Origin of the sequence: Paramagnetospirillum kuznetsovii (genome assembly GCF_003284725.1) — a bacterium.
GTDB classification, from domain to species: domain Bacteria; phylum Pseudomonadota; class Alphaproteobacteria; order Rhodospirillales; family Magnetospirillaceae; genus Phaeospirillum; species Phaeospirillum kuznetsovii.
Map to the genome: position 1 here is coordinate 182,109 of NZ_PGTO01000004.1, position 20,359 is coordinate 202,467.

General features: G+C 64.5%; 20 protein-coding genes. 6 read left to right on the plus strand and 14 right to left on the minus strand.

Annotation, left to right across the window (positions count from 1 at the left end; genetic code table 11):
• The first annotated feature begins 41 nt into the window (after window positions 1-41).
• Both hflX and CU669_RS07560 read left to right on the plus strand, forming a co-directional pair.
• Window positions 42-1,310, plus strand: a complete 1,269-nt coding sequence (hflX, locus tag CU669_RS07555) for a GTPase HflX (RefSeq protein WP_112143294.1) — start codon at window positions 42-44, stop codon at window positions 1,308-1,310.
• Window positions 1,307-2,083, plus strand: a complete 777-nt coding sequence (locus CU669_RS07560) for an inositol monophosphatase family protein (RefSeq protein ID WP_112143296.1) — start codon at window positions 1,307-1,309, stop codon at window positions 2,081-2,083. The genes hflX and CU669_RS07560 overlap by 4 nt, the downstream gene beginning before the upstream one ends.
• Here the strand turns inward: CU669_RS07560 and CU669_RS07565 are convergent.
• The 9 genes from CU669_RS07565 to hpnC form a co-directional block, all read right to left on the minus strand.
• Window positions 2,074-3,237: a hypothetical protein gene (locus CU669_RS07565; RefSeq protein ID WP_112143298.1), complete on the minus strand. Its 1,164-nt coding sequence runs from the start codon at window positions 3,235-3,237 to the stop codon at window positions 2,074-2,076. The genes CU669_RS07560 and CU669_RS07565 overlap by 10 nt on opposite strands.
• Before the next feature lie 89 nt (window positions 3,238-3,326).
• A complete protein-coding gene (locus CU669_RS07570; protein WP_161539610.1) occupies window positions 3,327-3,524 on the minus strand; it encodes a hypothetical protein in 198 nt (65 codons plus the stop codon).
• A 317-nt stretch (window positions 3,525-3,841) separates the two neighbouring features.
• On the minus strand, window positions 3,842-4,603 hold the full coding sequence (locus CU669_RS07575; protein WP_112143302.1) for an SDR family oxidoreductase: 762 nt from the start codon (window positions 4,601-4,603) through the stop codon (window positions 3,842-3,844).
• Window positions 4,604-4,605: 2 nt separating this feature from the next.
• Window positions 4,606-5,253 (minus strand): hypothetical protein, encoded by a 648-nt coding sequence (locus CU669_RS07580; protein WP_112143304.1) that lies wholly within the window; start codon window positions 5,251-5,253, stop codon window positions 4,606-4,608.
• Complete coding sequence (mazG, locus tag CU669_RS07585; RefSeq protein WP_112143306.1) at window positions 5,243-6,052, minus strand: nucleoside triphosphate pyrophosphohydrolase; 810 nt, start codon at window positions 6,050-6,052, stop codon at window positions 5,243-5,245. The genes CU669_RS07580 and mazG overlap by 11 nt, the downstream gene beginning before the upstream one ends.
• Window position 6,053: 1 nt before the next feature.
• Entirely contained in the window at window positions 6,054-6,725 is a 672-nt protein-coding gene (locus CU669_RS07590) for a transglutaminase-like domain-containing protein (protein ID WP_112143308.1), read from the minus strand.
• A 95-nt stretch (window positions 6,726-6,820) separates the two neighbouring features.
• Window positions 6,821-7,417, minus strand: coding sequence for a superoxide dismutase (locus tag CU669_RS07595; RefSeq protein ID WP_112143310.1), 597 nt, complete (start codon window positions 7,415-7,417; stop codon window positions 6,821-6,823).
• A 98-nt stretch (window positions 7,418-7,515) separates the two neighbouring features.
• On the minus strand, window positions 7,516-8,730 hold the full coding sequence (locus tag CU669_RS07600; RefSeq protein WP_112143312.1) for a hydroxysqualene dehydroxylase: 1,215 nt from the start codon (window positions 8,728-8,730) through the stop codon (window positions 7,516-7,518).
• Entirely contained in the window at window positions 8,727-9,572 is an 846-nt protein-coding gene (gene hpnC, locus CU669_RS07605; RefSeq protein ID WP_239988592.1) for a squalene synthase HpnC, read from the minus strand. The genes CU669_RS07600 and hpnC overlap by 4 nt, the downstream gene beginning before the upstream one ends.
• On the opposite strand from hpnC, the gene CU669_RS07610 reads away from it, so the two are divergent.
• Both CU669_RS07610 and CU669_RS07615 read left to right on the plus strand, forming a co-directional pair.
• Window positions 9,549-10,496, plus strand: coding sequence for a phytoene/squalene synthase family protein (locus tag CU669_RS07610; protein ID WP_239988593.1), 948 nt, complete (start codon window positions 9,549-9,551; stop codon window positions 10,494-10,496). The genes hpnC and CU669_RS07610 overlap by 24 nt on opposite strands.
• A 254-nt stretch (window positions 10,497-10,750) precedes the next feature.
• Window positions 10,751-12,550, plus strand: coding sequence for a methyl-accepting chemotaxis protein (locus CU669_RS07615; RefSeq protein ID WP_112143318.1), 1,800 nt, complete (start codon window positions 10,751-10,753; stop codon window positions 12,548-12,550).
• Here the strand turns inward: CU669_RS07615 and CU669_RS07620 are convergent.
• From CU669_RS07620 to CU669_RS07635, 4 genes are all read right to left on the minus strand, one after another.
• Window positions 12,538-15,531 carry an L-glutamate gamma-semialdehyde dehydrogenase gene (locus CU669_RS07620; protein ID WP_112143320.1) on the minus strand — a complete coding sequence of 998 codons (2,994 nt, stop codon included), beginning with the start codon at window positions 15,529-15,531 and terminating at the stop codon, window positions 12,538-12,540. The two genes, CU669_RS07615 and CU669_RS07620, sit on opposite strands and share 13 nt — an antisense overlap.
• A gap of 20 nt (window positions 15,532-15,551) precedes the next feature.
• A complete protein-coding gene (locus CU669_RS07625; RefSeq protein ID WP_112143322.1) occupies window positions 15,552-15,740 on the minus strand; it encodes a YgaP family membrane protein in 189 nt (62 codons plus the stop codon).
• A gap of 79 nt (window positions 15,741-15,819) precedes the next feature.
• The gene (locus CU669_RS07630) at window positions 15,820-16,482 is read right to left on the minus strand and encodes a Crp/Fnr family transcriptional regulator (protein ID WP_112143324.1); all 663 of its coding nucleotides are present in this window, start codon (window positions 16,480-16,482) and stop codon (window positions 15,820-15,822) included.
• Window positions 16,482-16,994 (minus strand): glycine cleavage system protein R, encoded by a 513-nt coding sequence (locus CU669_RS07635; RefSeq protein ID WP_112143326.1) that lies wholly within the window; start codon window positions 16,992-16,994, stop codon window positions 16,482-16,484. Before CU669_RS07635 ends, CU669_RS07630 begins: the two co-directional genes overlap by 1 nt.
• Window positions 16,995-17,103: 109 nt before the next feature.
• Between CU669_RS07635 and CU669_RS07640 the strand changes: the two genes are divergently transcribed.
• A complete protein-coding gene (locus CU669_RS07640) occupies window positions 17,104-17,535 on the plus strand; it encodes a c-type cytochrome (RefSeq protein ID WP_112143656.1) in 432 nt (143 codons plus the stop codon).
• A gap of 15 nt (window positions 17,536-17,550) precedes the next feature.
• Window positions 17,551-18,372, plus strand: coding sequence for a class I SAM-dependent methyltransferase (locus tag CU669_RS07645; protein WP_112143327.1), 822 nt, complete (start codon window positions 17,551-17,553; stop codon window positions 18,370-18,372).
• Here the strand turns inward: CU669_RS07645 and CU669_RS07650 are convergent.
• Entirely contained in the window at window positions 18,369-20,342 is a 1,974-nt protein-coding gene (locus tag CU669_RS07650) for an O-linked N-acetylglucosamine transferase, SPINDLY family protein (RefSeq protein WP_112143329.1), read from the minus strand. The two genes, CU669_RS07645 and CU669_RS07650, sit on opposite strands and share 4 nt — an antisense overlap.
• Window positions 20,343-20,359 lie beyond the last annotated feature (17 nt).

Sequence of the window (20,359 nt, forward strand, 5' to 3'; positions counted from 1 at the left end):
TGGTAGGGTCCAGCCCATCGGGCTCGCCTCGACAACGCGCCATGGTCGTTCATCCCGTCCTCAAGACGGGTGACGGCCTGCGCGCGCCTGATGCCCGCCTTGCGGAAGCCGTCGGCCTCGCCCAAGCCATCGATCTGGACATCATCGCTGCCGAGGCGGTCAATGTCGCCAAGCGCCGCCCCGCCACCCTGCTGGGCAAGGGGGCGGTGGAGCGTCTGGCCGAGGAGATCGAGGCCAAGGAGATCGGCCTTGCCGTGGTGGACGGTCATTTGTCGCCGGTCCAGCAGCGCAATCTGGAAAAAGCCTGGGGGTGCAAGGTCATCGACCGCACCGGCCTGATCCTGGAAATCTTCGGGGCGCGGGCACGCACCCGCGAAGGCACGCTTCAGGTGGAACTGGCGGCGCTCAGCTATCAGCGCTCGCGGCTGGTGCGGTCCTGGACCCATTTGGAGCGTCAGAGGGGCGGTTTCGGCTTCCTGGGCGGTCCCGGCGAGACCCAGATCGAGGCCGACCGCCGCATGATCGGCGAGCGCATCGTCAAGCTGGAACGCGAGTTGGAAGAGGTCAAGCGGACCCGTGACCTTCACCGCAAGGCGCGGCGTCGGGTGCCTTATCCCATCGTGGCCCTGGTGGGCTACACCAATGCCGGCAAGTCCAGCCTGTTCAACACCATCACCAAATCCGATGTGATGGCCAAGGATATGCTGTTCGCCACCTTGGACCCGACCATGCGCGATTTGATCCTTCCGTCGGGGCGCAAGGTCATCCTGTCCGACACGGTGGGGTTCGTCTCCGATCTTCCGCACGAACTGGTCGCCGCCTTCCGCGCTACCCTGGAAGAGGTGTTGGAAGCCGATATCGTGGTCCATGTGCGCGACGTCTCCCATCCCGACAGCGAGGCCCAGGCCGCCGACGTGGAAACCGTTCTGAAGGAATTGGGCCTCGCCGAGGTGGTGGATCGCGGTCTGGTGGAGGCGCTCAACAAGATCGATCTGCTGGATGAGGCGCGCCGTGCCGAGGTGATCAATCAGGTCAAGCGGCGGCCCGACCGTCTGGCGCTGTCGGCCCTGACCGGCGAGGGCGTGCCGGAATTGCTGGCCGAACTGGACCGGCGGCTGGGAACGGGGCGCGAGGTTCTGGACGTCTCGCTGGACCTGTCCGATGGTGCCGCCATTTCCTGGCTTTATCGCCATGGCGAGGTGGTGGCACGGCGCGACGACCAATCTCACGCTTTCATGCGCGTTCGGCTTGACGCCGCCGATATCAAACGCTTCCATCAACGCCAGGCAGACGGACGAGGTGGCGCATGAGCAAGAGTTTCGACCCGGAACGCGTCGCCGCCATTATTCGCGAGACGGCGGAGTCCGAAATTCTGCCGCGCTTCGGCCATCTCGCCGAAGGCCAGATCCGCGAGAAGAAGCCGGGCCAGTTGGTCACAGAGGCCGATACCGAGGCCGAAAAGGTGCTGTCGCGCCGACTCATGGAGTTGCTGCCGGGTTCGCTGGTGGTGGGCGAGGAGGGGGTCGACGCCGACCCGATCCTGCTTCATCGCCTGGACATTCCGGGAACCGTCTGGGTGATCGATCCGGTGGACGGCACCGGCAATTTCGCCAAGGCCAATCCGCGCTTCGCAGTCATCATCGCATTGGTGAAGGACGGAGTAACCACCGCCGGTTGGATTTACGATCCGGTCACTGGCCGCATGATCGCGGCGGAACAAGGCGGCGGCGCTTGGCTTGGGGGCCAACGCCTATCGGTGCTGCCATCGGTGCCGCTTGACCAGATGGATGGCTCGGTCAAGCGCTCGGCCCATATGGCGTCCAGGGTTCGCAAAGTCGGCCGCAGGGGCAGCGCCGCCCACGATTATATGGATCTGGTAACGGGTGTTCTGCACTTCGCCCATTTCAGCAAGCTGATGCCTTGGGATCACGCCGCGGGCGTGCTGATTCACGCCGAGGCCGGAGGCTACGGCCGGTTGATGACCGATCGACCCTACCGGCCGGTGGCGTCGAGGGATGGCTTGCTGCTGGCAACCGGCGAGGGCTCGTGGCGCTCGCTGAAGGCTATTATTTCTCAGGAATAGATCTGGCTGGTGGCCTTGGGGGAGGATGGGGATGGCCTGGTTCCATTGGGGCCGATCACCGAACCGGTGAACAGGCGGAATCCCAGGGATGCCGCCCGCTTCACTTCCTGCGAGATCGTGGAATTCCACAGGCACAGATGGTAGCCCAATCCCTGGACTTCATGGGTGGTCACGGTAAACAGGGCCAGGATCGCCGACGGGGTCAATCCCGCCAGCATCATCTGTGCCTCGTTGAGGCAGAGAAACGAAGCGCCACAATCGCGGAGGAACTTGGCGGTCTCGATGTCGGGCATGGTCTGCACCGCCACCTGCGCCTTTGCCGCCTTTATCGCGCTTATGACGTTTCGCAGCCGAGGATGCCCGATGGAACCAACCGGGCCGCATAATTCCACCACCAATTTGCCATTGCCGCCAGCGGTGATATGGCCGATTTCCTCGGTGATCCGGGCTTCATCGGTCATGGAATAGTCGTTGATCAACTGAGGCAGGAAGAGCGGCGCCTGAAGATGCCCGGCGCGCAGGGCCGCGCCCTGCAAGATTCGGTTGGCATCGGCGGCCAAAGGATCATTGGCGCCCCCGAACAGGGCGGCGGTTCCGAAAATGTCATGTTTGTTGAAATGGCGATGGATCCGGAGGCGATTGCCGATAACCATCTGTTCCTTGGCGTCCCAAATCGGTTGAAAGACCGCGTTCAAGCGGATTCCCGATTCGGTGGCATGGCAGGAAAGCACGGCTTCCATGGTCTCGGTGGACGTGGCGGCCTCGCGTGAGCGCAGGCGGGACAGAGGCAGCAGTTGGACCGTGACATCCAAGGCGGCGTCGTCTTTGCCGAAAAGCCGTTCCCTGATCTCGCGGGCGATGGCATTGGCCTTAACCATGCCCTCCGCTTCATTCAGCTTTGGAAACAAGAGCATGTATTGCCCTGGGTCCAATTGGAGGCAAGCATCCTCGTTGGATAGCCGGGATCGGAGAATGCGTTCGGCCAGAATCAATATCTTCGGAAGGCGGGATTGCCAGACGGCCTCATCGTTCCCGTGGTCGATGGTGACCAGATGCAATTTGCCGAACGACCCGGAATCGCCACTCTTGACCAGGGCATCCACCAGGCCTTCGAATCGAGCGCGTTCGTTGAGATTGGTGGTGCTCGGCATCATCGCGTTCTAGATATCTCCATCAGTCCAGGGGGGGGCTTCGTCATTGCTGGGACCGGTTTAGGAGGGGCATGGGACCAGTCCGCACGGTGCTACTCCATGTTGGAGCCGCAATTCGGGCCGATATTCGCGCTGCGCGTTCTGGTGCCGGGGATTTGGTCAAGGTGACAGGCCACCTGATCCCGTTTCCTCGTGATGGCCGCCTCGGATCGTTCCAGGGTTTTGAACTGGCGGAGGAGGTCGATAATGCGGTGCAAGGCTGACATGGTTTCGGACTGGATTTGCGCCATGTCTTTATGCATCTGGCGAATTTCGGCAAGGACGGATTGATGAATGTCATAATCAGCCGACTAGGTTGCGGTACCTATGTAGCTAACCATACAATAGTAATGCTGATATTGCAAAAGATATATATGCCTGCCGCGTACATCATTTGCCGCGGTTGCGATATAAACCTATTAATTCGTTTGTGGTGCCATGAAGAATACACCTAGACGCGATGTTTTTGCCTTGATTCTATTTCGGTGCTGTGGGTTTCCGCCATTCTGGCGGCGCGGGTGTCTCGCCCGCCTGCGGATCGCTTCAAATGACGAGTGGTATCAAAACCTCAGACGTCCCGATGCACCGCGAAGGCGGCGGAGGCCTGGCAGACCGGCATCAATTCGATGCGATTGATATTCACATGGGCGGGCAGGGAGGCGGCCCAGTAGACAGCCTCGGCGATATCCTCGGAGGTCAGGGGCGTGGTGCCCTCGTAGACCTTGGCGGCCTTCTCGGCGTCGCCCTGGAAGCGGACCAGGGAGAATTCGCTGCTGCCGCACATGCCGGGCTCGATATTGGTGACGCGCACCTTGGTCTTGACCAGATCGGCGATCAGGTTGAGGGAGAACTGGGTGACGGCGGCCTTGGTGGCGCCGTACATATTGCCGCCGGGATAGGGATAGGTTCCGGCCACCGAGCTGATATTGACCACATGGCCGCGATTGCGTTCCACCATGCCGGGCAGCACGGCACGGGTCATATACATCAATCCCTTGAGATTGGTGTCGATCATGGTCTCCCAGTCGTCCAGGGAGGCATTCTGGGCGGGCTCCAACCCCAAGGCGAGGCCCGCATTGTTGACCAGCAGATCGATCTTCTTGAATTCATTCGGTAAATTGTCGATGAATGACGTGGCGGCGGTACGGTCGCGCACGTCCAGCGGGCCCGCGTAAGCCGGGGTTGTCAGTTCCGCCTTCAAGGCGTCGAGACGATCCTGGCGACGGCCGCAGATCACCAGACGGGCGCCGTCGCGGGCGAAGCGGCGGGCGATGGCTTGGCCGAAACCGGCGGTGGCGCCGGTGACCAGAACGGTGCGATCAGTCCACATGGCTAGTTGCTTTCAGACGCGCGGGCATTGAGCGGGCGGCCGGGGTCATCCTCGCGCAGCATGACCAGATGGGGCATGGGCGAGAGCGGATTCTCGACCTTCCAGATATAGACCTTGGCCTTGCCGAAGGGGCGGACCTCGGTGGCGTTGTGCTCCACCACGTTGGCGTCGGTGGTGATGCGGAACTCGCCTTCCATGTTCAGGCCCATCTCGGCCATGATCTGGGCATCGGAGGGCTTCATGGCATTGGCGTGGATGGCGATGGCGCCGTTTTCCATGGAACGCATGGCCAGCAGGCGGGCGTCGCGACGCAACAGGGCGATCAGCTGGACCCGCTCCAACCGGCCGGTCCGTTCGTATTCCACCGTGAACCGCCCGCGACCTCGGCTGTCGATCTTGCGCACGGCGATGTCGCGCGACAGATCCTTTTTGATATTGGCGATCTTCTCCGGCTCGTTCTCCGGGGTGATCTTGCCCTTGCGATAGTCGTCCAGGATGGGCGCCCATAGCAGGTCGCCCTTGAAGGTCAGCGAATAGTCGCCGTATTTGGACAGCCGCAGTTCGCTCTTGAACTTGTCGGGGATATAGCACGACGACAGCAGCAAGACCGCCGCCAGCACGCCCACCCGCTTCAACCAATCACCGATCACCGGACCCTCCGGACTTCTCCAGTACCTTGGCAGCCTGCCACAGCGCTTCCATTTCGTCGAGCGACGCGCGTTCCGGCGAGCGCCCCTGGGCCTTCAATTCGGTCTCGATATGGCCGAAGCGGCGTTCGAACTTGGCGTTGGCGCGCTTCAAGGCCCGTTCGGGGTCGATGTCGAGCTTGCGCGCCAGATTGACGCAGACGAACAGCACGTCGCCCATCTCGTCCTCCAGCCGGTCGTGGGGGGCTCCGGTCTTGATCTCGTGGGCGATTTCAGCGGCTTCCTCGGCCAGCTTGTCCAGGATAGTGACCGCCTCGGCCCAGTCGAAGCCCACGCGGGCGGCGCGCTTTTGCAGCTTCAAGGCCCGTGTCATGGGGGGCAGGGTGCGGGCGATTCCGGCCAAAACGCCCGGCGCTTCCTCCGACTTGGCGGTGCGCTCGCGGGCCTTGGTCTCTTCCCAGGCGATGGTTTGACCGGCACTGTCGCGGCCGTCGGGCTGCCCGAACACATGGGGATGACGGCGGATCATCTTGTCGGCGATGGCTTCGGCGATGGCGTCGAAATCGAAATCGCCGTTTTCCTTGGCCATCTGGGCGTAGAACACAACCTGAAACAGCAGGTCGCCCAATTCGTCCTTCAGGGCGGGCATGTCGCCTTGATCGATGGCCTCGGCCACCTCATAGGCTTCCTCGATGGTATAGGGGGCGATGGTGGCGAAGCTCTGCTCCAAGTCCCAGGGACACCCGGCCTTGGGATCGCGCAGACGTGCCATGATATCCAGCAGCCGGTCGATGGAACGCATCTCAGGCTTCAGGCTTGGCTTCGGCGGCGAAGTCGGCGCCGCGTCCCCAGGGATCGTCCATCATCAGCCGGGGGCTCATGGCGGCGTAGGTGGCGGTGATCTCCTCGAAGGGCACATCGGTGAAGCTGCCCCTTTGGTGGACATATTCCATGTGGCGGCGGTCATGGGCATCGAATTCGTGGAACACTGAATCCGTCTTGCCGTCCCATTCCAGCGGATGGACGCCGAATTTCTCGCACAGCTTCAGATTGAAGGCGGGCGTCGCCTTGACCCAGCGCCCATCCAGCCAGACCTCGGCGAAGGAGTGCCAGCACAGCACGTCGCCGCCGTTGACCTCCAACAGCTTGGGCGTGGCGAGGTGGTTGCGCACATCGGCGAAGCCGAGGCGGGCGGGAATGCCCACCGCCCGCAAACAGGCGGCCAGCAGCGCCGCCTTGGGAATGCAAAAGCCGCTGCCCTTGGCAAGCACGTCCTTGGCCGAATAGCTTTCCGGCGCGTTGAACCGCACATAAGGATCGTAGAGCACCTGATCGCGCACCGCGTAATAGACCCTTATCGCGGTATCGCGGGGATCGGTACCGCCCTCGGCCGCCTTTCTGGCGAAAGCGATGATGGCGGGGTCGTCGCTTTGCACGAAGCGGGCGGGGGCCAGGGTGGCGGGGTCGACGGTCATGATGCTCCCATCTGCGGTCAGCTCTCCGCGCAGGATATATGAAAAAAGAGGCGGCTTCCGTCAGGAAACCGCCTCCTTCATTCAAAATCCCTCGATCAGCCCAGATTGGCTTCCACGAAGGCCCAATTCACCAGATTGTCCAGGAAGCACTGGACGAAATCGGGGCGGCGGTTCTGCCAGTCGAGGTAATAGGCGTGTTCCCACACATCGACGGTCAGCAGCGCCTTCTGGCCGTGGGCCATGGGCAGGTCGGCATTGGCGGTCTTGGTGATCTTCAGCTTGCCGCCGTCTTCCACCAGCCAAGCCCAGCCCGAGCCGAACTGGGTGACGGCGGCATTCTTGAAGTCTTCCTTGAACTTGTCGAAGCCGCCCAGATCGGATTCGATCTTGGCCAGCAGCTTAGGCCCAGGCTTGCCGCCGCCGCCCGCCTTCAGGCAGTTCCAGAAGAAGGTGTGGTTCCACACCTGGGCGGCATTGTTGAAGATACCCTGCTTGGCGGGCAGATCGGCGGCCGCGATCTTGATCACCTCTTCCAGCGACTTGGACGCCAGATCACTGTCCTTGGTCAGGTTGTTGAGGTTGGTCACATAGGCGGCGTGATGCTTGCCGTGGTGAAACTCGAAGGTCTTGGCGGAAATGTGGGGCTCCAGCGCGGTGGGCGCGAAGGGCAGGGGCGGAAGCTCGAAAGCCATGGGATCACCTCTATCTGGTCAAGGGGTTCTGAGGGGTATTGGAAAATCTCTAAACGATTGCCTGAAACATATGGCGTCACCGCCTCGATGTGAAGGCCCTATCTGGCGAAAGACAGTTGCTTTCTTCCCAAGGCGAGGCGCGCCGCCTCCAGACCGCTGGCGATGGCGGCCTCGATGGTGCAGGGCCAGGGCGAGGCCAGCCAGTCGCCCGCCAGCAGCAGATTGGGGTGCTGGGTCAAAGGGCCGGGGCGCTTGGCGATGGTGGCGCGATCATGGGCCAAGGTGGCGCGGCGCTCCTTCATGATGCGAAAGCACGGCGGCGCCGAGGGTGCCATTCCCAAGGCACGGGCGGCTTCATCCCACAATTGGGCGGCGATGTCGTCGTTGGAACGCTCGGCCAGGGCATCGGCGGCCGATACCGTCACCGACAGCACGTCGCCACGGGCGAACAGCCAATGTCCGGCGGCATGGACCAGCCCCAGGAAATGGGAGTCCCCGGGCAGCACAACCGGGTGGTCGAGGCGGAAATGGGCGTTGACGATGGGGCGCGTCGCCATCTCGTCCACCGATCCGGGCAGGACCGAGGCCAAGGCCCAGGGCGGCAGCGCCAGAATGACCTTGTCGTCGGGACCAAGCGCGATGTCGCCGTCGTCGAAGCTCAGCCTCTGGGGCGATGCCTTGATCAGGCGACGGCGGAACCGGACCTCGGCACTGAACATGCCCAGTGTCGCCAGGGCTGGCGCCACCAGTGCCGCCGACAGGCCCAGCGGAAAGGTCCAGGGGATCAGGGCGCTGGCGCCGCCCAGCAGGGCGCGGCGCATGGTCCAGGCGAACATGCGGGCCGAGGCTTCCTCGGGGGCGGTGTTCATGATGGCTTCGCACATGGGTTGCCAAAAGCGGGTGAAGGACCGCGCTTGGCCTAATCGGCTGGTCACCGTCTCATGCTTGCCGGTCCAGGGCAGGCCGAGCGCGCGCAGGATCTCGCCGATCCCGGCGGGAAGCCGCTGGGGCGTCACCATCCAGCGGGCGCCGGTGGCGATGTCGACGAACGGAAAGCACGGCGAGGCGGGAACCATGGCTTCCAAGCCGCCGGTGGCCTGGGCATAGGCCAGGGCGGTGCGGTTGGCGCCCAGCACCAGATGGCTGCCGTTGTCGATGACCCGGTCCAGCCTTTCGTCACGGAACGAACGGCAGCGGCCACCCGCATGGCCCGCCGCTTCGTGCAGCACCACCTTTTGTCCCGCCTTGGCGGCGGCGACGGCGGCGGCCAAGCCGGCAAGCCCGGCTCCGACGATGTGCAAGGTGCCGCTCACGCCATCAAGCCGTGATAGAGCCCGGTGACCAGGATCAGGGCGGAATCCATGCCGGTCAGTTTGACCCGCTCGGCCAGCGGGTCGCCGGTCCGCAGGCGTCGCGACAGGCGTTCCGCCACCTGGAAGGTCATGGCGGCCTGGATGCGCATGCGGGTGTCCTGGATCATGGCGGACAGGGGACGGGCCAGTTCGATCAACCCGTCGGTGGCGTCCAGGGTCCGGTCGATCACCTGGCGCAGTTCCGGGCGCAGGGCGGAGGCCTCCAGCACGTCATTGGTCAAGCCCACGGCCAGCATCCAGTCGCGGGGGATGTAGACCCGGCGCAATTGGGCGTAGTCCTTGCCGCAATCCTGCAAGTGATTGAGGACTTGAAGGGCGGCGCACAAAGCGTCCGACGGCAGGAAGGTGTCGTGGGATTCGCCGTGCAGATCCAGCAGGAAGCGTCCGACCGGCGCCGCCGAATAGCGGCAATAGGTCATCAAATCGCCCCAGTCCTCGCAATAGTCGCGCACGGCATCGCGGCGAAAGGCGTGCAGCAACTGCGAGGCATGCTCGATCATGGCGGGGGCCTCAAGGACTTCATGCCGATAGGCGAGGGCCAGTTCCAGTCCGGGCGAAGACGTGTCCCGGCCATGCAGGGCGGCGTCCAGGGCATCCAGTCCGGCGACCTTGTCTTCCGCCGACAGGGAAGGCGAATCGGCGATATCGTCGGCATGCCGCGCAAAGTGGTAATAGGCCATGATGGTGGCGCGCTTTGACGCGGGAAGCAGCAGGGAGGCGACGGGAAAGTTCTCCTCGGTGGCCTTCTTGCTCGGAGCATGGTGGGCGACGGCGCGGGACAAAACGGCTCCTATGTCATGGCGCGGGGAGGCGAGGGGCCATATATATGCCATGGTCGGAACCGGAGAAACAGAAGCTTGATGGCCCAAACGCCCAACTTGTCCCACTGCGCCGGGCTGGTGCGCGACTTTGATCGCGACCGCTTCATGACCGCCTTGTTCGCGCCGCCCGACCGGCGTGAAGCCTTGATGGCGCTTTATGCCTTTAACGTGGAGATCGCCCGCATCCGCGAAAGCGTGCGCGAACCCATGGCCGGGCTGATTCGATTGCAGTGGTGGCGCGACACCTTCACGGCGGCCGAGCAGGGGCGCAAGATCGACCGCCACCCGGTGGCTTTGCCGCTGGTCGAGACCATCCGTGAGAGAGGGCTATCGTTCGACGCCCTGGAGACGATCTTGACGGCCCGCGAGGTCGATCTTGAATCATTCGGACCTGGGGATCTCGCGGCGGTCGAGTCCTATGCGGAAAACACCTCAGGCATCTTATCCCGATTGGCGCTCGGCATTCTTGGAAGCGAGGACGATGGCGCCCTCCGTGCCGCCCATCTGGTGGGAACGGCCTGGGCATTGATTGGGCAGGCCAGGGCGGTTCCGTTTCATCTGTCAATGGGTCGGTTGACGCTGCCGGAAGACGTGTTGGTTGGTGCCAAGAGCAGCGGTGCGGAGATGCTTGCCGGACAAGCGCCACCCTCCGCCATTGCTGCCGGGGTGAAGGCGCTTGGGGAGCGAGCGGCCGAACTTCTTGGCGCCGCAAGGCGATTGCCGGTGGCTCGAGAAGCGCTGCCAGGCTTGCTTTTGGGTATTCTTGCCGATTGTCACTTGGCTGTGCTTCGCCGTTGTGGTTGGAATCCCTTCGATCCCAGGGTATCCCTGCCGCGCCATCGTCCGTTGCGGCTGGCATGGGCGCGGTGGCGGGGGCGCTTTTAGGCAGGCCATTCCTGGATGTTCGGATATCGTAATGACACGTTGCGTTTTCGCAATGAGATTCCGGTGGGTGCGGCGTCAACTCTAGATGACACTCCATAGTGACTCTATGGTTGAGAAATGCGCCTCGAAAAATTGACATCCGAACCAAAATCGGTAAAGTGGTACCGAAATAAGCCTTATCAAACAATCGAGGCGGAAACAGGGGCGGCTGCTTGCATAGGCGGTTGCGCAATGCTCTTCACGACAGGTGGCCAATGGCGTCCGCGAAGGAAAAGGAAGAGGTTCTTCAACGGTTTGCCAGCGAAGCGGGCGGATTGGGCATCCAGGTGGTCGAGGTCATCGGCAAGGTCGAGGATGTCTCGCGCCATGTGGGACGCCAGTCGGAATTGATGGGGACCATCGAGCAGCGCATGGCCGCGTTGGACCACGAGACCAGCAATATCGTGGTGACCGCCGGCCGCAGCCATGCCCTGTCCGAGGAGGCGGTTTCCGCCATGGGCGCCTCCAAGCAGGAGATCGCCCGCTCGCTGGGCGACATCAATCAGCTGACCGAGATGGTGGTCGCCGGTATGGGCCGCATCGCCACCTTGCAAACGGCCCTGCAGCAGGTGGGACGGGTGGCGGCCTCCATCGAGGCCATCGCACGCTCCACCAATATGCTGGCGCTCAACGCCACCATCGAGGCGGTGCGTGCCGGTGAATCCGGCCGGGGCTTCGCCGTGGTCGCCAGCGAGGTCAAGGAGCTGGCGCGCCAGACCGCCGACAGCACCGCCGAGATCCGCCGCACCCTGGACGCCCTGCAATCCGTCGCCGTCAGCCTTGCCCAGGACAACGAGGCCAGCGCCGCCCGCGCACGGGTGGTCAATGACAGCACCGCGACCATCGGCACCCATGTGGATGACATCCGCGATATCGTGGAGCGCATCGCCACCGACCTGCGCTCGGTCTCCGTCGAGGCCGAGGCCGTCAACACCGATGGCGGCAACCTGCTGACCGCCGTCAGGGAGGCGACCTCCGGCATCGCGGTTTCGGCGGGAAACCTGGAAACCGCCAAGGGTTTCCTGAATTCCATGCGTCAGTCGGGCGAGCGGCTGATCGCCATCACCTTCGATTCCGGCTGCGACACGCCCGACATTCCCTTCGCCGAGGAAGCCTTGCGGCTGGCCTCCGCCGTCAGTGCCGCCTTCAATGATGCGATCGACAAAGGGGCAATCACGCTGGCCGATCTGTTCGACGAGGATTACCGCGCCATCGCCGCTACCGATCCCGTCCAGCACATGACCCGGTTCACCGCCTTCACCGATCAAGCCTGTCAGGCGATCCTGGACGGGGCGCTGGGCTTCAACGCGCGGGTGGTGTTCTGCTGCCTGACCGACCGCAACGCCTATATCCCGACCCACAACACCAAATTCTCCCAGGCACCGGGAAACGATCCCCAGTGGAATGCCTCCCATTGCCGCAACCGCCGCATCTTCGACGACAAGGTGGGAATCGCCGCCGCCCGCAATACCGACCGGCTGTGGCCCCAGGTGTATTGCCGCGACATGGGTGGCGGCGAGACGGCGGTGCTGATGGACGTATCGTCACCGGTGTTCTGTAAGGGACGCCATTGGGGCGCGGTTCGCCTGGGCTACAAGACCGACTTGGCCGCCTATGGCGCCTCCGATCGCGGCACCGCCGACGAGGCCATGGCCATGGTCGAGCAGGCGGGAGCGCACTATGTCGCCCAAGGCCGCGACAGCCTGTTGGCGGCCGTGGTCGACAAGGCCGGACCGTTCAACCGGAAGGATCTCTACGTCATCGTTCAGGACCGCGACGTCCGGGTTTTGGCCCATGGCCGCAATCCCAATCTGAACGGCGCCGACGGCAACAGTCTGAAGGACGCCAACGGCAAGCAATTCGCCCGCGACATGGTCGTATTGGCGCGCGAGAAGGGGGCGGGGTGGGTGGATTATGTCTGGGCCAACCCGGCCACCAAGGTGCTGGAAAACAAGTCTTGCTACGTCAAGCTTTTCGACGATCTGGTCATGTGCGTCGGCATCTATCGGGTCTGAGCCGCCAGTAGGGCGGCATCACCGCCCAAGGCGGCGGTATTGATGCTGACGCAGTGTTCGGTGGCGTAGCGCGACAGGCTGTTGGGTCCACCGGCCTTCGGCCCCGTTCCCGATAATCCCCGACCACCGAAAGGTTGCGAGCCCACCACGGCGCCGATCATGGATCGGTTGACATAGACATTGCCGACCCGTGTTCGTGCCAAGATATGGTTGATGGTGGCGTCGACGCGGCTGTGAATGCCCAGCGTCAGTCCATAGCCGGTGGCGTTGACGGCATCAATGGCGGCGTCCAATTGATCGCTCCGCCAGGGCGCCACATGAAGGATGGGGCCGAAGACCTCGCTTTCGGGCATGGTCAATTCGGCTATTTCATAGGCACGCGGCGCGAAGAACAGCCCGCCTTCGCCACCCGGCGCCCGCGCCACCAACCGTGCATGCCCGTCCAGCCGTCGCGCATGGGCGTGGAGGCGCTCAATCGCCTCGCCATCGATCACCGGCCCCACATCCGTGGATAGCAGTGCCGGATTTCCCACCACCACTTCCCGCAGGGCGCCCGCCAGCATGGGTTCCAGCTTGACCCAGGCCTCGCGCTGAATCAGCAGGGCGCGCAGCGCCGAGCAGCGCTGTCCGGCGGAGCGGAAGGCGCTTTCCATCACGTCGATCAGCACCTGATCGGGCTGGGCGGAGCTGTCGACGATCATGGCGTTGATGCCGCCGGTCTCGGCGATCAGCGGCACGATGGGGCCATCCTTGGCCGCCAGGGCACGATGGATGCGGCGCGCCGTCGCGGTGGAGCCGGTGAAGGCGACGCCCGCCACGTCGGGATGCTCCACCAGGACAGCCCCCGTGTCCGGCCCACCGATGCAGAGGTGAAGCACATCCCTCGGCACTCCCGCCCGGTACAGCAAACGCACCGCCTCTGCCGCCATGCGCGGAGTCTGCTGCGCCGGTTTGGCCACCACGCAATTGCCGCAGGCCAAGGCGGCGGCAACTTGGCCGGTGAAGATGGCCAAGGGAAAGTTCCATGGCGAGATGCAGACGAAGACACCGCGCCCATGCAGGGTCAGCAGATTCCGCTCGCCCACCGGACCCGGCAATGGGGTGGCGGCGCCCAACAGGCGGCGGGATTCGGCGGCGTAGAAGCGCAGGAAGTCCACCGCTTCGCGGACCTCCGCCAAGGCATCGGTGATGGTCTTGCCCGCCTCGACGATGGCCAGATGCATCAGGGCGGCCCGGTGTTCCTCGAACAGGTCGGCGGCCCGCTCCAGCAGGACGGCGCGCGCATCGGCGCCAATTCCATCCCAGGCGGGAAAGGCCGCCAGGGCCTGGGCGATGGCTTGCGTCGGCGGATCGGAAGCGGGAAGAGGGGGAAGGGGCCGATTGCCGAGGGACTGGTCGAGGGCCATCAGCTCCGCCGGATCGGCCAGATCGAGCCCGGCGGAATTGCGGCGGCCGGGAAACAGATCGCGGGGCAGCGGAATGGCGCCGCCCCTGGGCAGATCGTCCAGCGGGTCGCTCACCAGCCGCTCCACCGGCAGCGAGGCATCGGACAGCCGATTGACGAAGGAGGTGTTGGCGCCGTTTTCCAGCAGACGCCGCACCAGATAGGGCAGCAAATCCTCGTGGCTGCCCACCGGAGCGTAGGTCCGGCAGGAATGCATGGGAACCAGGTGGTGATACAGAGCCTCGCCCATGCCGTGCAGGCGCTGGAACTCCCAATCCTTGCGTTCTCCCGCCATCTCCATCACGGCGGCCATGGTATGGGCGTTGTGGGTGGCGAATTGGGGGTAAAAGGCGTCGGGGGCCGCCAGCAGGTCGGCGGCGCAGGCCAGATAGGAAATGTCGGTGGCGGCCTTGGTGGTGAAGACCGGATAGCCGGACAGGCCGCGCTCCTGCGCCCGCTTGATCTCGCTGTCCCAATAGGCGCCCTTGACGAGGCGCACCATCAGCCTTCGACTGGTCGAGCGCGCCTGGTCGGCCAGCCAGGCGATCAGCACCCGCGCCCGCTTTTGATAGGCCTGCACCGCGAGGCCGAAGCCCTCCCAGCCCGACAGGGCAGGGTCGGCCAGCACGGCGGCGATGATATCCAACGACAGATCAAGCCGGTCGGCTTCCTCCGCATCCACCGTCAACCCGATATTGACGGAGCGGGCGAGGTGGCACAGCTCCAGCAGGCGCGGCGTCAGTTCGGCCAGGACGCGGTCGCGCTGCGCCATCTCGTAGCGCGGATGCAGGGCCGACAGCTTGACCGAAATGCCCGGCCCCAGGAGGGGGCCGCGACCGGCCGAGACGTGGCCGACCCGAGCGATGGCGTCGGCATAGGCCCCGGCGTAGTGCCGCGCCGCGTCTTCCGTGCGGGCCGCCTCGCCCAGCATGTCGAAGGAGTGGCGGTATCCCTTGGCCTCCCAGCCCTCAGCGGTCGCCAAGGCTTCGTCCATGGCGCGGCCCATGACGAACTGACGCCCCAGAACGCCCATGGCGGAGATCAGGGCACGGCGCACCATCGCGTCGCCCAGGCGGCCGACCAGGGACCGAGCGGCGTTGACGGGGCTGTCATGATCGAGGCGAACCAGCCCCGCCCCGAACATCAGCGCCCAGGTGGATGCGTTGACGAAGGCCGAGGGACTATGCCCGAGGTGATCCTCCCAATGGGCCGAGCCGATCTTGTCCTTGATCAGCAAATCCTGGGTGCCGCTGTCGGGAATGCGCAGCAGCGCTTCCGCCAGACACATCAGCGTGACGCCTTCCGGCGTGGAGAGGCGATATTCGGCCAGGAAGCCATCGAGGTCGAGCAGATGCGGATGGTGGTGGCGGGCTGTTTCCGCCAATTCCCGTGCGGTGGACAGGACGCGGGCGCGCTGATCGGCGGTAAGCGGGACCGCCCGCGCCAACACTCTCACCAGGGATGGTTCGTCCGCCGCCTTCATCTGGCGAATGGCGGTCCGTCCCGGATCCCTGGCGAAAGCGGAGGCTAGGATCATTCAACCTCGCGAAAGATGTCCTATTCGGTCTTGCAGGTTTTGAAGCCCAGCAGGGTATAGGCCGGGCACCAGCCCATCAGCGCGGTCAGCAGCGGCACCACGCCGATCCAGGCCCACCACCCGAGCATGCCGGTGGCGGCCAGGACGATCAGCGCGAGGCCGACGACGATACGGGCGATGCGGTCGATGCCGCCGACATTCTTGCTCATGATAGGGCTCTCCTCTTGGGATATGGCGATTGCGTGAGCGCATTAAAGCCATCCCAAGGCGCCTGCGTCCGTGATCAAGTCACAAAGGCCCGGCGACGCCGACCAGGGCTGCATGATTCAGGACTTTCAAGGAACCACGGGACAATTCCACCAAGCCGCGCCGCTCGAAATCCTTGAGTTGGCGACTGACCACCTCGCGGGCGGTGCCCAATTCCACCGCGATTTCCTGATGGGTGGCCTTGATGGCGGTGTCTGCCTCGGCGCGCGATGAAAGCCAACCGGCCAGACGGGCGTCGATGCGACCGAAAGCGACCTCCTCGATCAGCATCAGAAGATCGGAAATGCGCACCGCGAAGGCGGAAAACACGAAATCGCGAAAGGTTTCGGACTTGGCGAGCAGGGATTTGAAGGTGGAAGACGGCAGGATGATCAGGTCCACCGGGGTTTCAGCAATCCCTTCCGCGCCGTAATTCTCGTTGGCGATCAGGCAATTGGTGGTCAGGACGCAGGACTGGCCGCGCTCGACCCGGTAAAGCACGATCTCGCGGCCGCCTTCCGACAGCTTGTGGACGCGGATGGAGCCGTTGACCACCAGGACGTAGTTGGAGCATTCGGCGCCATCGCGGAACATGACGGTTCCGGCCGGGACCGACATGGGCCGGGCGGCTTGGCGGAACGCCCGCGCCGAATCGGAGTCCAAGTTGGCCAGGCCGGGAAAGGCGGCAAGACCATCCTCGGCCATCAGACGGCATCCACCGCGCAGGACAGGTTCAATTCGCCCGCCGTATTGGCGATGGTGGCGAGGCAGGCATCCACCCGCGCCGGGATGGAGACGGAAAAACGGGTGACATAGACGCCTTGTTCCGGGATGCGTTGGGCGTCCATGCGCACGATATTGGCCTGGAACTGGCCGAACACCTCGGACAGTCGCGCGACAAGGCCGGGGCGGTCGCCACCCGAGACCACGATGCGGTGGGTGATGCGCCCCAGCGGGCCGTGGCTGGCATCGAGGCCGAAGGGTTGGACAGAGATGCGGGCACCGCTCAATTCGGGAAGCGCGGCCAGATCGGCCGCCACCTCGGCCGCTTCCGTGTCCTTGGGGATGTCGCAGACCGAGGTGAATTCCGCCCCGGCGCCCAGCATGGCGAAGCTGGTGTCGCCCAGATTGGCGCCGATCTCGAACAGCCGCCCGGCGATGGCCGCCACCAGACCGGTGCGATCGGGACAGAACACGGAAATAAGCACGGTGGACATGGCGGCCTCGTTGTCTGGAACTCTCGGAACGCCATCATGGGCCAGCCGCGCCGGTTTGTTAACCCTGAGAGATGAGTCTATACTCCGCGCCATGAAACGAGGCCTCATCATGGTGGGAATCGCCCTGGGCGCGGCGGCTTTGGCCGGTGGCTGGATATGGCTGCGGGCCAAGTCCAGCGGCATCGACTATACGGATTCGGCCCAGGTGGCGCAGGGAAAGGCGCTTTATCTGACCCATTGCGCCTCCTGCCACGGCGAGCAGTTGCAGGGCGAGCCCGATTGGCAGACCAGGAAGCCCACCGGCGAACTGCCTGCGCCGCCCCATGATTCCAGCGGACATACCTGGCACCACCCGGAACAACAGTTGTTCGCCATCATCAAGCACGGCATGGCGCGTTTCGCGCCGCCGGGTTACAAGACCGCCATGCCGTCCTTCGTCGGCGTGATGACGGATGCGGAGATCCGGTCAGTGCTGGCCTACATTGAATCCACCTGGCCGCCGGAAATCCATCAGCGGCGCGCCGCCCTGGACAAACGCTAGACGGAAGAGGTTCCCTTGGCAGCCAAGATCAAGATCGGCAATTACGGCTATACCTGCCAGCCGCGCTGGGGATTCGGGCGACCCAGCCATCCCCGCCTGACCGAGATCATCTTCCGTCACCGGGCCGAGTATTCCCGCCAGATCGACCGGTTCGTCGAATTGGCCGATCTGTTCGCCGCCATTCCCATGCAGGCCGAGGAAGACGCGCCGACGCCGCGCTGGGTCAATCCCTGGTTCACCGCCCTGGACGCCATCGCGCTCACCGGCATGCTGGTGCGCCACGATCCCCGCCTGATCATCGAGATCGGGTCCGGCAATTCCACCAAATTCGCCAGCCACGCCATCACCACAAGGCGGCTGCGCACCAAGATCGTTTCCATCGACCCGGAACCCAGGGCCGAGGTGGACGCCCTGTGCGACGAGGTGATCCGGGCGCCCGCCGAATTCGTCGACCCGGCGGTGTTCTCCCGTCTGAAACCGGGCGATATCCTGTTCATCGACAGTTCGCACCGCAGCCTGGAAAATTCCGACGTCACCACTTTGTTCCTTGAAGTCCTGCCGGAATTGCCGCCCGGCGTCATCGTCCATGTGCACGATGTCTATCTGCCCTATGACTATCCGCCCCAGTCCGAAGGCCTGATGTATAACGAGCAGTATCTGTTGGCGGCCCTGCTGTTGGGCGAGGGCAAGTGGCTGGAACCGTCCTTCCCCAATTACGCGGTGATCCAGGATCCGCAACTGTCGGCCAAGCTTGATCCCATCTGGCGGGCCTTGGGCACCAATGCCTTTCCTGCGCCGAGCAATTCGTTCTGGCTTAACATCAAGAAGCATCGCTAACGCGTTATATTGTCTGCCTTCTTTCCGGACGCATGGCGTGCCCAGATCTGGTCGTAAGCCTGTTCGAGATCGCGAGCGAACCGGGTGGGATCGAATCCCGGCGCGGTGGGCAGCAGGCTCGACAGTCTTGCGCGAAGCTCCGACAAACACCCCCGGTCACGCCCCAATTGGCTTGCCAGGGCCAGGAATTCATCCGGGGTGTTCATCACCAGCTCGGGCAGCCCGACGGCATGCAGCAGCGACGCCGCCACCCGCGAGGCCAAACGCTCGCCCGCCACGGTGATCAGCGGCACCCCCATGCGCAGCGCGTCGGCGGCGGTGGTGTGGGCGCCGCAGACCAGGGCGTCCAGGAACAGGTCGGCGGCGGGAATGCGGGCCAGATGGTCGGGCCGTGGCAGCATGGGCGCCCAGATCAGGCGGGCGGGGTCGATTCCCGCCGTCTCGGCCGCCTGTTCGAGCCGTGCCTTGGCGGCGGGCGGCGGCGCCAACTGCCACAGCACCGAGCCGGGCACCGCGTTCAGAACTTGCATCCACAGCATGAAGCTGGCGCGGTCCAACTTGCGGTGGCCGTTGAAGGAGCAGAACACCACCGCATCCTCGGGCAGGCCGAGGTTCCGGCGGTCGGGCCGCGCCGTAATCGGGGTCCAGGCCAGATTGGCCTGATAGCTATGGGGCAGGCGGATCAGTTTTTCCGAAAAATGCCCTTCGTGGGAATCGGGCACCAGGATCTTGTCCACGATGGCATAGTCCAGCCAAGGGGCGCCGGAACTGGCGGCGAGACCCAGCCATACCGCCTGGATCGGGGCGGGCCGCAGTGCCGCGATGCCGGGCCGGGCGTGGCGGGTGAACACCGACATGTCCACCAGGATATGGACGCCGTCGGCGGCGATCCTGGCGGCGGCGGCGCGGTCGCCCATGGATGACAGATCGACGAAAGCATCGCAATCGCGGGCCAGTCTGTCTCGCCAGTCCGACCCGTCGTCGGGGCCGACCGAATAGGCCATGGGTCGCACCTTTGCCCGATCGTGGCGGCCGAAGACATCGCCCGCCAGATGCATGGTCGCGTGTTCGCGAAAGTCGGGCGACAGATAGCCCACCACCAGAGGCGGCGGCGCCTTGGCCTGGGGACGGAGGACCGGACGCGGCTGTCCGGGTACCCGGAAGGCGGCTTCGGCCGTGGCGATGCGGCGCAGTTCAGCCCCGGTGAAGGGATAGAAGATGGCGTCCTGGGTGGCGACCGCCAGTTGGCGGCGTTCGGCGGCGGCGGCGAGACCGGCGCGGATCTGGGTGAACAGGGCCTCCTCGGCCTCCCAGTCGGCGGTCTCGCGATAGGCGCGCAGCAGGTGGCCCTTGGGCGGCGCCAGATTGGGATCGATGCCAAGGGCCTGCTTCAATCTTTCGATGGCCTCGTCGTGGCGGCCCAGGCGCAACAGGGTCTGGCCCAGCATGGCCTGAAGCTCGGCCACCTTGGGATGCAGGCGGACGGCGATTTCCAGGGCGGGCAGGGCGGTCTCGGGCTGCCCGGCGGCCAGCAGCTGGCAGAGATTGAGATGTCCGCCCACCACGCCGGGCGCCACTTGGGTGAGGCGTTGGAAGGCGCCAGCGGCCTCGGCCGTGCGATTGAGGACGCGGTAGGCATTGCCCAGCGCCAGCAGGCTTTCGGCGTCGTTTCCGGCGGCAAGACTCTCCAGGATGGGCAAGGCCTCGTCGGGACGGTCCAACGCCAAAAGCCCCTTGGCCTTGCTGAACAGCGACGGCTGATGGCGCGGATCGGTCGCCAGTATTCGGTCGAGATGGGGCAGCGCCTCGGCGTGGCGGCCCGCCATCAGCATGAACAGCGCCAGATTGTAGCGGATGGCCACCGAGGACGGCGCCGCCTTGACCAGACCCTCCAGGATGGCGATGGCGGGCTTCAGCTTGCCTGCCTGGGCCAGCTTGATCGCCTTCGCCATGTCTTGATCGGTGTTCATCCCGCCTTTGTCGCCGA